The sequence below is a fragment of the Mycobacterium sp. NGS19 genome (assembly GCF_059813155.1).
Map to the genome: position 1 here is coordinate 441,833 of NZ_JCALEB010000004.1, position 12,994 is coordinate 454,826.

Here is a 12,994-nt window from a genome sequence, read left to right on the forward strand (position 1 = left end):
ACCTGATTCGCTGTGACATACGGCGCTGGCGTTCAATTGGCGCCATGACATCGCCCGACCCCGCCCCTCCACCGGACGGTCGCACGGTGCTGCCGCACGAGTTCGACCACACCCACAGCGACGTGTCGGGCGGCTGGCTGCGCGCGGCGACCTTCGGCGCGATGGACGGCCTCGTGAGCAACACCGCACTGGTCGCGGGCGTGGCAGCCAGCGCCGACAGTCACACCGTGGTCTTGAGCGGCATCGCGGGTCTGCTCGCCGGCTCGTTCTCGATGGCGTTGGGCGAGTACACATCGGTGACCACAGCCAACGAGCAGATCGACTCGGAGGTGCGTCTGGAGCGTCGCGCGTTCCGCTCGCATCCTGAGGCCGAGATGGACGAGTTGGTGTTGACGCTGATCCAGATGGGCATGACGGAGCGGACGGCGCGAGCGGCCGCCGAGGAAATCCATCGAGACGAAAACCAGGCGCTCAACCTGCACATGATCACCGAGCTGGGCATCGACCCGCGGGAGAAACCGTCGCCGCGTCTGGCTGCGGCCTCGTCGTTCCTTCTGTTCGCAATCGGCGCGATCATTCCGCTCATCCCGTATCTGCTCGGATTCGCCTCGCTGGCCGCAGGATTGGTGTGCGGCGGAGCCGGGCTGCTGATCGCGGGAGGCGTGGCCGCGCGATTCACCGGAAAACGGGTCTGGTGGGCAGCGGTGCGCCAGCTCGCGTTCGGGGGAGTCGCGATCGCGGCTACGTATGTCGTTGGGCTGCTTATCGGTCCGACCGGCTAGACCCGCGGCCCAACGGGGGGTTCAGCTCTCGCTTCCCACGGTGATCGCGGTGGCCTGGTCAGTGACCTCTTCGAGCTCGCTTTCTTCGACGTCGATGCCGGCGAGATGCGGCCGCGTGCGTGCCAGCACGACGACGGCCGACAGCACCGCGGCCGCGGCCACCCAGAACGGCAGGTGCACATTGACTTGCTCGCCGAGCGTGCCGGCCAGCCAGGGCGCCACCGCTCCACCGGAGAACCGCACGAAACTGTATGCGGCCGAAGCGACTCCGCGTTCGACCGGCGCTGCCTTCATCACGGTCTCGGTGATCAACGTGTTGTTGATGCCGAAGAACGCGCCGGCCGCGACTACGCAGGCTGCCAGTGCCGCCTTGCTGTCGGTGAACACCGCCATCACGACCAGCAGCGCAGCGATCGAGGCGAGGTTCGCCAAAAGCGTTGTGACGCTGCCGAATCGGTGTTGCAGTCGCGGGGCGGCCACCACCGAGGTGAACGCGAGGGCGACGCCCCAGCCGAAGAAGATGAGGCCGATTTCATGGGCGCTCATGTCGAGCGGGAACGGGGTGAATGCGAGCAACGTGAAGAAGCCGAAATTGTAGAGCAGGGCGGTGATCGCCACGCCGAGCAAGCCGCGGTGGCGCAGCGCGCGGAACGGGTCGACGACGGTGGTGGCACGCTCGGGCCGCGGCGTCGAGGGCAGCAGTACCGCGGTGACGGCCAGCGCGATCGTCATCAAGACGGACACACCGAAGAACGGCCCGCGCCACGACACCGAGCCCAGCACTCCACCCACCAGTGGTCCGACGGCGATGCCCAGACCCAACGCTGCCTCGTAGAGGATGACCGCCTGGGCGACCGATCCGCGCGCCGAGCTGACGATGGTGGCCAATGCGGTGGCGATGAAAAGCGCATTGCCCAAGCCCCATAACGCACGCCAGCCGACGATGCCCATGACGGTGTCCGAGCAGCCGGCCAGCCCAGCCCCCGCAACGATCACGGCGAGGCCGAGCAGCAGCGTGCGCTTGGGTCCGATCCTGCTCGCCAATGCACCGGTGACGAGCATCGAAACACCCATCACCGCCATATAACTCGTGAACAGCAGCGACACTTGCGATGGCGTGGCGTCGAGGTTGTCGGCAATCGGTTTCAGGATGGGGTCCACCAGGCCGATGCCCATGAACGCCACGACGGACGCAAAGGCTACGGCCCAAACAGGTTTGGGTTGGCGCCACATATGGTGCGGCTTCTCCTTTGTGGTTGTCAGTTGGGTGGTTGCGCAGACGACGACGCGTTGTCGAGCAGCCGTCTCAGCACGTCGACCGCGTCGGCAAGCGTCTGCCGGTCCTCGTCGTCGAGTGCGGCGAGGTGCGGATCGATGACGCCGGCACGGGCAGTCCGTACCTGGCGTAATGTCTCGCTGCCCTTGGGGGTGATTTCGATCAGGACGGCCCTCGCGTCGGACGGATCGGCCGTCCGGGTGACCAGGCCGGCGTCTTCGAGGCGCCGCACCTGCATGGTCATGGTCGGCTGAGAGCAGTGGTCCAGGGCTGCCAGGTCGGAGATGCGGGTGGGACCCTGGTCTTCGATCGTTCCCAGCAGCCGGGCTTGGGCCCACGGGATGGGCAGCGGCGTGCGCTGGGTTGCGAGCCGGTTCAGCCGCGCCACCACGCCCAGCAGGTCGATGCCAAGCGACTCCCGCGTCGACGTCGAACGAGACATACCACCAAATTACATAGGTTGCCTATGCAGGATCAAGGTGTCGCTGTTCACAGCGCGTCAAACCCGACTGGCAGAATCGAGAAGTGCGAGGGATCGGGCCGCAGGCGGAGCGACTCAGGCCGCGGCGTGGGCGCCTCCGGCCTGGAGAGCTTGCTCAAGCATCCGTCATGGCCGCCTTGTCGGCGGCCACGGCGATCATCGCCGTCGTCGTGCCGTTCGCGGCCGGGCTGTCGCTGCTGGGCACCGTCCCGATGGGGTTGCTCGCCTATCGGTATCGCATCCGCGTGCTGTTCGCGGCCACCATCGCCGGCGGGCTGATCGCTTTTCTCGTCGCCGGAATGGGCGGGATGATGACGGTTGTCCAGTGCGCCTACATCGGTGCGCTGATAGGGCTGGTCAAACGCAAGGGCAGAGGCACCCCGACGGTCGTCGTCGTGGCGCTGTGCGCCGGCCTGCTGGCTGGCGCGGTGAGCGTCGGTGGGCTGCTGGTGCTGTCGCGGCTGCGGACTCTGGTCTTCGAGTCGATGACCGCCAACGTCAACGGGCTGGCCCGGTTCCTGTCCCACGTGCCGTACATGGATCCTGTCGCGAACTGGCTTCGGCAGGCGTTCGCCACGGTGCTGGCGTACTGGCCGTGGGTGTTCGGCGGCTCCTCGGTGCTCGCCATCGTGGTCGTCACGCTGATCGGCTGGTGGGCGCTGTCGCACGTGCTGACCCGGCTCGCCGGTGTCTCCGAAATCCAGAAACTGGACCTCCCCGACGATCCGGGCCCGGTCGCGCCCCTGCCGGTGCGGCTGCACGACGTCACGTTCCGCTATCCCGACACCGATCACGACGCGCTGGGCCCCGTGACGCTGACCGTCGAACCGGGCGAACACATCGCGGTCACCGGTGTGAACGGTTCGGGCAAGACCACACTGATGCTGGTGTTGGCCGGCCAGCCGCCGACATCGGGCACCGTCGAGCGGGCCGGCGCCGTCGGGCTTGGCAAGGTGGGCGGCACCGCCGTGGTGATGCAGCATCCGGAAAGCCAGGTGCTCGGCACCCGCGTCGCCGACGACGTCGTGTGGGGCTTGCCGCCCGGTCAGCACATCGACGTGGACAAGTTGCTCGCCGAGGTAGGGCTGGACGGGCTGGCCGAGCGCGACACCGGCGGGCTCTCAGGTGGTGAGCTGCAGCGGTTGGCGCTGGCGGCCGCGCTCGCACGGGAGCCGTCACTGCTGATCGCCGACGAGGTGACCAGCATGGTCGACCAGCCCGGCCGCGACGCACTGCTTCGGCTTCTCGCGGGGCTGCGGGAACGTCATCGGATGGCGCTAGTGCACATCACCCACTACAACAACGAAGCCGACTCCGCCGAGCGCGTCGTCAATCTCGCTGCAGGAAGTAGCGACAACACCGAGATGGTGGAACTGGCGGCCGCGCCGGGAGCGTCACCGCCGCCCGACGCGCGGTCGGGTGCCGCGGTGATCGAAGTGGACGGCGTGGGTCACGAATACGCTAGTGGAACGCCTTGGGCCACAACAGCTTTGCGCGATGTGACGTTCGACGTCCACGAGGGCGATGGTCTGCTTATCCACGGTGGCAATGGGTCGGGCAAGTCGACGCTCGCGTGGATCATGGCGGGGCTGACCATGCCGACGTCGGGGAGCTGTCTGCTCGACGGCAGGCCCGTCAGCGACCAGGTGGGTGCGGTGGCGATGTCGTTTCAGGCCGCGCGGCTGCAGTTGATGCGCGGCCGTGTCGACCACGAGGTGGCATCGGCGGCGGGTTTCGCACTCGATGACACCGACCGGGTGGTGGCCGCGCTGGCGGACGTGGGGTTGGACGCGTCGCTGGCAGGCAGACACATCGACCAGCTCAGCGGCGGGCAGATGCGTCGTGTGGTGTTGGCCGGATTGCTCGCGCGGTCACCGCGCGCCTTGATCCTCGACGAGCCACTGGCCGGGGTGGATGCAGAAAGCCAGCGTGGGCTGCTGCGGCTGCTCGAGGGCTTGCGTCGCCGCACGGGGCTGACCGTGATCGTGATTTCGCACGACTTCGCCGGGCTGGAAGACCTGTGTCCGCGCACGGTTCATCTGCACGACGGCTCGATTCATCCCGCCTCGACGACGGCCGGAGGCGCCGCATGAGTACGCCGACGCAACGCCGACCCGTGGTACTGCTGCGCCCGATTCCGGGCACATCGGCCATACACGAGTTGTGGGCGGGCACAAAATTGATTGCCGCATTCGGTATTTCGGTACTGCTCACGTTCTATCCGGGCTGGGTGCCGATACTTCTCGTGGCAGCGCTGGTGTTGGCCGCCGCGCGGATCGCCCGGATCCCTCGCACGGCGTTGCCGACGATTCCGCGATGGCTGTGGATCCTGCTCGCTATCGGCGGCGTCACCGCGGCGCTCGGCGGCGGGTCGCCGGATATCCACATCGGTTCGGCGGCAGTGGGATTCGGCGGTCTGCTGTACTTCCTGCGGATCACGGCGTTGTCGATTGTGTTGCTGGGTATCGGCGGCATGGTGTCGTGGACCACCAACGTCGCCGACGTGGCACCGGCGGTCGCCACGCTCGGGCGGCCGCTGCGCTGGCTGCGTATCCCGGTCGACGAGTGGGCCGCCGCGCTCGGCCTGGCGTTGCGGGCCTTTCCCATGTTGATCGACGAATTCCGCACGCTGTATGCGGCCCGCAGGCTTCGGCCACGTCCGACGCTGTCGAGCCGCCGGGCGAAACGACGCTGGTGGCGCGACGAGGTGATCGACATGATCACCGCGGCTATCACGGTCGCACTGCGTCGGGCAGACGAGATGGGCGATGCAATCGCGGCACGCGGCGGCACCGGTCAGATCTCGGCTGCCCCATCGCGCCCACGCTGGCCGGATGCAATGGCGCTGTTGACCGTCGCGGCGGTGTCGGCCGCAACGATCGCAAGCGATGTGATCCTGGGTTCCACCAGGTTCTAGCTGGTGTATGGCATGTGTGATATTGGTGTATGTCGCGGACAAATATCGAGCTCGACGACACTTTGGTTGAAGAAGTGATGCGGCGCTTCGGGGTGACGACCAAGCGGGAAGCCGTCGATCTTGCGTTGCGCCGTCTGGTCGGCATTCCGCTGACGAAGGAGTTCCTTCTCGGCTTGGAAGGCGTCGGATGGGAAGGCGACCTCGCTGATATGAGAAGCGAGCCGCCGGCACACCTTTCGTGATCCTCATCGATACGTCAGCGTGGATCGAGTATTTTCGCGCGACTGGTTCGGATGCTGCGCTCACGTCCGGAATTTGCTGGCCCGGCGCGCACGGGATGTCGCGATGTGCGAGCCGGTGGCGATGGAGATCTTGGCCGGAGCCACCGACGCGAATGCCGAGCAGCTTGAACGACTGGTCAATGGCCTAGCCTCGCTGAGGGTGGAGCCCTCGGTGGATTATCGAGCGGCTGCGTCCATCTGTCGGGCCGCGCGTCACGCAGGCCGGCCCGTTCGCAGCCCCAATGATTGTCTGGTCGCGGCGGTTGCAATCCGGCATGAGGCACAGCTCGTCCACCGTGACGCAGACTTTGACGTGATCGCATCGATCACGCCGCTCTCGGCTAAGCGCTACTAACGGTCGGCCGCGGCGTTGGCTGCTGCTTGAGCCTGTGCAAGCGCCCTGTCGACATCGAGCCGTCCCAAAAACATCTCGTCGAAATACGGTTTGAGAGCCTCGAATCCGGCCGCAAAGCCCGCGCCGCCGGGTGCAAGGATGCGCCGTCCGCGCAGCACGTCGAAGAACGGTGCGACGTCGACACCTTCGGCGGCCCAGTGCTCGAAGTAGGTGTGCTGTGCGGTCAGCACCGCCGGGACCGCAGCACCGGTATCGCCGAGATAGGCGTTGCCGTCGGCGCTGCCCATCCACGCCAGTACCGCGCCCACGGCGTCCGAATGTGGTGATGCCGCATTACCCGCTGCCGCAATCCCATTGGTGACGCTCACCCTGCCGACCGGCCCCGCAGGCATCATTGCGACTCCCCAACGGAACGGCGCATTGGCTGCGATCTGGGCGAGGTTGTAGGTACCGGACTGGAACAGTGCCATGCGGCCCTGCAAGAACATGTTGCGTGAAAAGTCGCCGTTGTCGTTGGTGTCGGAGGCCGGCGGGGCGACCTTGTCGACGTTGATCAGCCGCACCAGGTAGCGGAAGGCGTCAGCGGCCTGGGGGTTGTCGAACGCGAATCGGTCTTCGACCGAGAACACCCCACCCGCCGAGCCGATGTAGTTGAGGTAGATGCCCTGAAGGTCGTTGGCGGCGTTGTACGCCCATTGGCGGGCGCCGACGGTAAGCCGCCGCAGCATCGGGCGCAGCGTGTCGTCGGTGTCGTCGGGACTCCACCGCAAGGTGTCCAGCGCGGCGGGGTCGACGCCGGCCGCGGCGAGCAGGTCAGCGTTGTAGTACAACGCGGTTCCGGCGTCGGTCAGCTGCGGAACGCCCCATAGCGTGCCGCGGCGAGTGAACTGCTCGACCACCGATGGTTCCCATTTGGTGGTCGAGTCGGTGATCGGCACGAGCCGGCCGCTGTCGGCGTACGGCGCGAAGTAGGCGTTGTTGATCCAGAAGATGTCGTCGGCGCCGCCACCCGCTATGTCAGTGCGCAATGTGTCGAAGTAGGTGGCAAACGCCACGACGTCGAGCCGGACTTCGATGCCGGGGTGGCGGCGGGTGAACTCGTCGAACGAGCGGCGATACGCTTGCGCCACCTGCTGATCCCACAGTCGCACCGTGACCACGGTGTGTCCGGCCGGCTGGTCGTTGCGACCGATGATCAGTGCGACACCCAGAAGCGCTGCCATCACGGCCACCATCGTCAGCGCGACCGCCGTCGAAAACTTAACGCCCACAATCACTTCAGGCCCGTGACGATGATCGAGCGGACGATGTGGCGCTGGACTGCCACGAACGCCACGATCAGCGGAACAATCGCCAGGGTGGTCGCGGCCATTACCAGGGTCCACTGCGCGTTGTACTGTGTCTGCAATCCGGCGGTGGCCACGGTCAGCACCCGCCACGTCGGTCCGCTGGTGATCACTAGCGGCCACATGAAGCTATTCCATTGCGAGACAACCGTAATCAGTGTCAGTGTGGCGAGGATCGGCTTGCTTGCCGGAACCACGACGTGCACCAGGACATCGAGTGTGGTGGCACCATCGAGGCGGGCTGCGTTGATCAGATCGGCCGGGATCGTCCGGAAGTACTCGCGCAGAAGGAAGATCGCGTACGGCGAACCAAACATGAAGGGCAGTACCAACGCCCAGAATGTGTTGCGCAAGCCGGCCTGGGCCATCATCAGATACAGCGGCACGATTGTCACCGTCGGCGGCACCATCAGTGTGGCCAAATATATCCAGAACAGGACATCACGACCGCGAAACGGGAGTCTGGCGAAGGCGTAAGCCGCCAGCACCGAGAAGGTCAATTGGCTCAAGGCGACAACGGCGGTCATCAACGCCGTGACTACCGTCGCGCGGCCGAATCCGGCGTCGCCCAGAGCGGTGTAGTTCGCCAGCGTGGGCCGTCGTGGCAGGCCCAGCGGCGTGCCCGTTGCAAACTGATGCGGTGGCGTGAAGGCGGTCAGTAGCGCGAAGACGAACGGGACCAACGTGATCACCGCACCGACGGCCAGGAACACGTAGACGGCGGCGTCGCGGCTACGCGAGGTCATAGCTGATCCGCCGTCGGAAATAGAAGTGCTGCGCGACCGTCGCACCGACCAGAATCACGAACAGCAGCAGCGCCATCACCGCGGCTCTGCCGACAGCTGCGGCACCGAAGGCCTCGACGTAGATTCGGTGCGCGACGAGGTCGGTGCGGTTCTGAGGGCCACCGCCGGTGAGTGCGTAGACAGTGTCGAAAACCTGTGCCGCGCTGATGATTCCGGTCACCACCACGAAGAAAAGGGTCGGCCGCAGCAGAGGAAGGGTGATTCTCCAGAAGCGCTGCCATGCGTTGGCGCCGTCAAGCCGGGCCGCGTGGTGAATCTGCTCGGGAATGGCCAGGATGCCAGCGAGAAAGAACAGCGTGAGATAGCCGACGTTGGTCCACACCGTCACCGCCGACACCACCGGAAGTGCCAGCCCAGGATCGGTGAGCCACTCCACCCGCCGGCCCAGCAGGGTATTGACGGCCCCGTCGGTGGGCGCCAACAGCCAGCGCCACAGCACGGCAATCGCGATCGGTGCGCAGATCCACGGCACCACATACACCGTGCGGAAGAACGCGGTGCCCGGCAGGCCGCGAGCAAGCAGCGACGCCGCGAACAGTCCGAGTACGCTTTGGACCGGCACCACCAATGCGACGAAGGCCGCGGTCACCGCTAACGAGTTGCCGAACGTCCCGTCGGTGAGCACCGAGCGCCAATTGTCCAGTCCGACAAAGCGGATTGGTCCGAGCAGATCCCAGCGCTGAAAACTCAACCACGCCACCACGAACATGGGCAGCAGCAAGAACACCGCGACCCCGAACAGGCTGGGCGCCAGCAGCGCGTACGGCAGTGCGGTAGTGCGAAGGCGCCGACGAGGCATGGCAGATATTAGCCTGGCAGCGATGCTGCGCCCGACGATTATCGCCCTCGCTTTCGTGGCGACGGCGTGTGCGGCGGCGCCACTAGAAGTCCACGACCGTCCCGCGTTGCTCGAGTTCGTGGGCGGCGCGACGTTCAGGACGGGTTTGCAGTTCCACGACACGACCGTGGGTGGGCTGTCGGGCATCAGCTACGACCCTGACCGCCAGCTGTACTACGCCATCAGCAACGACAAGTCCCACGCCCGGTTCTATACAATGCGAATCACATTCAGCGGCAACGCTATTGACGCGACGATCGTCGATGTCGTCGGCCTGCAGGGCGTGCCGGGGCGAGCCGATGCGGAGGACATCGCGTTCGACCGCCAGCATCAGCAGCTGTTCTGGTCAAACGAGGACGAGCCGTCGATCCGGGTCGCCGGGCTCGACGGAACCAACCGCGGGAAGTTCGCGGTGCCGCCGACCGTGCAGCCGCGGTTCAACGCCGGCCTGGAAGGCCTGACCGTCACTCCCAGTGGAACACGAGTGTGGGCGGCGATGGAGCATCCCGGCCGCAACGACGGCGAGCCACCCACTGAGACTGCAGGGGCGCTGACCCGGATCACCGAGTTCGACGTCACCACCCGCCAGGCCGTCGCGCAGTACGCGTATCCGCTCGATCCGATTGCTGCGCCGTCGGGAGATCCCACGGGTTTGACCGCGCTCGTCGCCCTCGACGAGGACACTTTTCTGACGGTCGAGCGTTCCCACGGCAACTCGAACGTGGCGCGGGTCTATCGCGCGGAGGTGGGGGGCGCAGACAACGTGCTCGATCGCCCGTCGCTGCCCGGTGTCTCCAAACCGATGACCAAGACCCTGATGGCCGACCTGTCGGCCACGGCAGGTGTGCCGCCGCTCGACAACATCGAAGGCATCACGCTGGGGCCGGATCTGCCCGACGGGCACCGATCGCTTGTGCTGGTGTCGGACAACAACTTCAACCCACGGCAGGTCACGCAGATCTTGGCCTTCCGTATGTGAGCGCCGGCGGACCCGTTACGGTATAGCCGTGTCAGCCAGCGGGGGAATCGACGACGACTTTCTGGTCTTGCCCCGTCACGAACTGGCAGATGCCGCGTTGAGCGCGGCCACCGAGGCGGGCGCCAGCCATGCCGACCTGCGCATCCATCGGCTCACCACCGAGACGATCCATCTGCGTGACGCGCGGTTGGAGACCTCGGTGACCAAGCGTGAAATCGGGTTGGCGGTCCGGGTGATCGTCGACGGCACCTGGGGATTCGCCTCGCATGCCGAGCTTGCGCCCGAGGTGGCTGCCGAGACGGCACGCCGCGCGGTGCAGGTGGCCCGCACGCTGCGGGCGCTCAACGCCGAAACCGTCCGGCTCGCCGACGAACCCGTCTACCGCGACGTCGAGTGGGTGTCGTCGTATGAAGTGGACCCGTTTGCGATGCCGACGAACGACAAAATCGGGGTGCTCAGGGAGTATTCGGACCGGCTGATCTCCGCCGACGGTGTCGATCACGTGTATGCCGGGTTCATCGGCGTCAAGGAGCAGACCTTTTACGCCGACGTGTACGGGTCGTCGATCACCCAGCAGCGGCTGCGCGTGATGCCGGTGCTGGAGGCGGTGGCCGTCGATGCGGCCGCCGGCAGCTTCGACTCCATGCGCACGTTAGCCCCGCCCACCGCGCGCGGCTGGGAAGCCGTCGTCGACGACTCGATCTGGAATTGGTCGCAGGAGCTGGCCGAGATTCCGCCGCTGCTGGCGGAGAAAGTGAAGGCGCCCAGCGTCGCGCCCGGTCCGACGGATTTGGTGATCGACCCGACCAACTTGTGGCTGACCATTCACGAATCCATCGGCCACGCCACCGAATACGACCGCGCGATCGGATACGAGGCCGCCTACGCCGGCACGTCGTTCGCCACACCAGACAAGCTGGGCACGCTGCGCTACGGGTCGCCGGTGATGAATGTGACCGCCGACCGTTGCGTCGACCACGGCTTGGCAACGGTCGGATACGACGATGACGGCGTGGCCGCGCAGAACTGGGACTTGGTGCGTGACGGGGTGTTCGTCGGCTACCAACTCGACCGAGTGTTCGCGCCGCGGCTGGGACAGAAACGATCCAACGGCTGCAGCTATGCCGACTCGCCGCATCATGTGCCGATCCAGCGCATGGCCAACGTGTCGCTGCAGCCTGGGCCGGAGGATCTGTCCACCGAGGATTTGATCTCCCGGGTGGACGACGGCCTCTACATCGTCGGCGACAAGTCATGGTCAATTGACATGCAGCGCTACAACTTTCAGTTCACCGGCCAGAGATTCTGGGCGATCCGCAATGGCAAGCTGGCGGGGCAGGTCCGCGACGTCGCTTATCAAGCCACCACCACAGACTTTTGGGGGTCGCTGGAGGCGGTCGGCGGCGAGTCGACGTGGCAGCTGGGCGGTGCGTTCAACTGCGGCAAGGCGCAGCCTGGCCAGGTGGCCGCGGTCAGCCACGGCTGCCCCGCGACGCTGTTCCGTGGGGTGCGAGTGCTCAACACGATGACCGAGGCCGGGCATTGATCGCCGCGCAGAAGGTGGTCGACGAGGCGCTGGCCGCCGCGAAGGCCGACGAGACGATCGTGATCGTCACGGACCGCTCGGAGGCGTCGCTGCGGTGGGCGAACAGCTCGATGACCACCAACGGCGTCTCGACCGCCCGCTCGCTGGCGGTGATTTCGATCGTGCGTGACTTCGACAGGGCGCACGTGGGATCCGTCGAAACCAGCGAGGTCGACCCGGAGGTGATCCGGGATGTGGTGGCGGCGAGCGAAGACATCGCGCGGTCTGCACCGGAGGCACGCGACAATGCGCCGCTGGTCACCGGGTCGAACGCCCCGGGCGACTGGGATCTGGCTGTGCCGGCGACCGGGCCGGAGGTCTTCGGAGCGCTGGCGGCGTCGCTGTCACGGGGTTTCCGCGGCCCCGACACGCTGTACGGGTTCGCCCGCCACGAGGTGGCGACGACCTTTCTCGCGACGTCGACGGGTGTGCGGCGACGCTTCACGCAGCCGACGGGTTCAGTGGAAATCAACGCCAAACGCGACGGAGCGAGCGCGTGGGCTGGAGTGAGCACGCCGGATTTCCTCAACGTGCCGACAGACCAGCTGCTCGAGGATTTGTCCACCCGGCTGGGATGGTCGCGGCGCACGGTTTCGCTGCCGGCCGGCCGGTATCCGACATTGCTGCCGCCGTCGGCGGTCGCCGACTTCATGATCTTCATGGGCTGGGCGATGGAAGGCCGCGGTGCGCAGGAGGGGCGTACCGCGTTTTCGGCGCCTGGCGGTGGGACGCGCGTGGGGGAGCGGTTGACCCAGTTGCCGCTGACCATGTACTCGGATCCGTCGGTGGAACGTCTGCAGTGCCGGCCGTTCGTCGCGACGTCCACGTCGTCGGAAACGGTCTCGGTCTTCGACAACGGGCTCGACATCGAACGCGTCGACTGGCTGCGCGACGGCGTGATCAATGCGCTGGCCTATCCGAGGGCGGCTGCCCAGGAGTTCGACGCACCCGTGGCGGTGCCCGCGGACAACTTGGTGATGACGGGCGGCGACGTCTCCCTGTCCGACATGGTCGCGCAAACGGAACGGGCGCTGCTGTTGACGACCATTTGGTATATCCGGATGGTGGACCCGACTCTGCTGCTGATGACCGGGCTGACTCGCGACGGCGTGTATCTGGTCGAGGACGGCAAGGTGTCCGCAGCGGTGAACAACTTCAGGTTCAACGAAAGCCCGCTTGATCTGTTGGGACGGGCCACCGCGGTCGGGGCGACGGAGTTGACGCTGCCGCGCGAGTGGGGCGACTACGTCACCCGCGCGGCCATGCCGCCGTTGCTGATTCCCGACTTCTACATGTCCAGCGTGAGCCAGGCGCAGTAGAGCTCCGGGGCTTGTGCTGTCGGCGTAGC

At 66.4% G+C, this 12,994-nt stretch carries 13 protein-coding genes; 8 read left to right on the forward strand and 5 right to left on the reverse strand.

Annotated elements, in window-relative coordinates:
* The first annotated feature begins 44 nt into the window (after window positions 1–44).
* Window positions 45–782 carry a VIT1/CCC1 transporter family protein gene (locus tag AC5Y4N_RS15295; protein ID WP_499911113.1) on the forward strand — a complete coding sequence of 246 codons (738 nt, stop codon included), beginning with the start codon at window positions 45–47 and terminating at the stop codon, window positions 780–782.
* A gap of 21 nt (window positions 783–803) precedes the next feature.
* Here AC5Y4N_RS15295 and AC5Y4N_RS15300 read toward each other — a convergent pair whose 3' ends face one another.
* Together AC5Y4N_RS15300 and AC5Y4N_RS15305 are read right to left on the reverse strand one after the other, a co-directional pair.
* Window positions 804–2,015, reverse strand: a complete 1,212-nt coding sequence (locus tag AC5Y4N_RS15300) for an MFS transporter (protein WP_499911110.1) — start codon at window positions 2,013–2,015, stop codon at window positions 804–806.
* A gap of 26 nt (window positions 2,016–2,041) precedes the next feature.
* Window positions 2,042–2,500, reverse strand: coding sequence for a MarR family winged helix-turn-helix transcriptional regulator (locus AC5Y4N_RS15305; RefSeq protein ID WP_499911108.1), 459 nt, complete (start codon window positions 2,498–2,500; stop codon window positions 2,042–2,044).
* A gap of 167 nt (window positions 2,501–2,667) precedes the next feature.
* On the opposite strand from AC5Y4N_RS15305, the gene AC5Y4N_RS15310 reads away from it, so the two are divergent.
* From AC5Y4N_RS15310 to vapC, 4 genes are all read left to right on the forward strand, one after another.
* Window positions 2,668–4,632: an ABC transporter ATP-binding protein gene (locus tag AC5Y4N_RS15310; protein WP_499911106.1), complete on the forward strand. Its 1,965-nt coding sequence runs from the start codon at window positions 2,668–2,670 to the stop codon at window positions 4,630–4,632.
* The gene (locus tag AC5Y4N_RS15315; protein ID WP_499911104.1) at window positions 4,629–5,456 is read left to right on the forward strand and encodes a CbiQ family ECF transporter T component; all 828 of its coding nucleotides are present in this window, start codon (window positions 4,629–4,631) and stop codon (window positions 5,454–5,456) included. Before AC5Y4N_RS15310 ends, AC5Y4N_RS15315 begins: the two co-directional genes overlap by 4 nt.
* A 29-nt stretch (window positions 5,457–5,485) precedes the next feature.
* Entirely contained in the window at window positions 5,486–5,698 is a 213-nt protein-coding gene (locus AC5Y4N_RS15320; protein WP_499911102.1) for a type II toxin-antitoxin system VapB family antitoxin, read from the forward strand.
* 121 nt (window positions 5,699–5,819) lie between these two features.
* The gene (vapC, locus tag AC5Y4N_RS15325; RefSeq protein WP_499914490.1) at window positions 5,820–6,092 is read left to right on the forward strand and encodes a type II toxin-antitoxin system VapC family toxin; all 273 of its coding nucleotides are present in this window, start codon (window positions 5,820–5,822) and stop codon (window positions 6,090–6,092) included.
* Here vapC and AC5Y4N_RS15330 read toward each other — a convergent pair.
* From AC5Y4N_RS15330 to AC5Y4N_RS15340, 3 genes are read right to left on the reverse strand one after another with little or no spacing between them, the layout of a single operon-like run.
* A complete protein-coding gene (locus tag AC5Y4N_RS15330; RefSeq protein ID WP_499911097.1) occupies window positions 6,089–7,315 on the reverse strand; it encodes an ABC transporter substrate-binding protein in 1,227 nt (408 codons plus the stop codon). The two genes, vapC and AC5Y4N_RS15330, sit on opposite strands and share 4 nt — an antisense overlap.
* Before the next feature lie 50 nt (window positions 7,316–7,365).
* Window positions 7,366–8,184: a carbohydrate ABC transporter permease gene (locus tag AC5Y4N_RS15335; RefSeq protein ID WP_499911093.1), complete on the reverse strand. Its 819-nt coding sequence runs from the start codon at window positions 8,182–8,184 to the stop codon at window positions 7,366–7,368.
* Window positions 8,171–9,043, reverse strand: a complete 873-nt coding sequence (locus AC5Y4N_RS15340; RefSeq protein WP_499911092.1) for a carbohydrate ABC transporter permease — start codon at window positions 9,041–9,043, stop codon at window positions 8,171–8,173. Before AC5Y4N_RS15340 ends, AC5Y4N_RS15335 begins: the two co-directional genes overlap by 14 nt.
* Between AC5Y4N_RS15340 and AC5Y4N_RS15345 the strand changes: the two genes are divergently transcribed.
* The 3 genes from AC5Y4N_RS15345 to AC5Y4N_RS15355 are packed head-to-tail and all read left to right on the forward strand — an operon-like array spanning window position 9,042 to window position 12,965.
* The gene (locus AC5Y4N_RS15345) at window positions 9,042–10,061 is read left to right on the forward strand and encodes an esterase-like activity of phytase family protein (RefSeq protein ID WP_499911091.1); all 1,020 of its coding nucleotides are present in this window, start codon (window positions 9,042–9,044) and stop codon (window positions 10,059–10,061) included. The genes AC5Y4N_RS15340 and AC5Y4N_RS15345 overlap by 2 nt on opposite strands.
* Window positions 10,062–10,089: 28 nt before the next feature.
* Entirely contained in the window at window positions 10,090–11,607 is a 1,518-nt protein-coding gene (locus AC5Y4N_RS15350) for a TldD/PmbA family protein (RefSeq protein ID WP_499911089.1), read from the forward strand.
* Complete coding sequence (locus AC5Y4N_RS15355; RefSeq protein WP_499911086.1) at window positions 11,604–12,965, forward strand: metallopeptidase TldD-related protein; 1,362 nt, start codon at window positions 11,604–11,606, stop codon at window positions 12,963–12,965. Before AC5Y4N_RS15350 ends, AC5Y4N_RS15355 begins: the two co-directional genes overlap by 4 nt.
* Window positions 12,966–12,994: the final 29 nt, after the last annotated feature.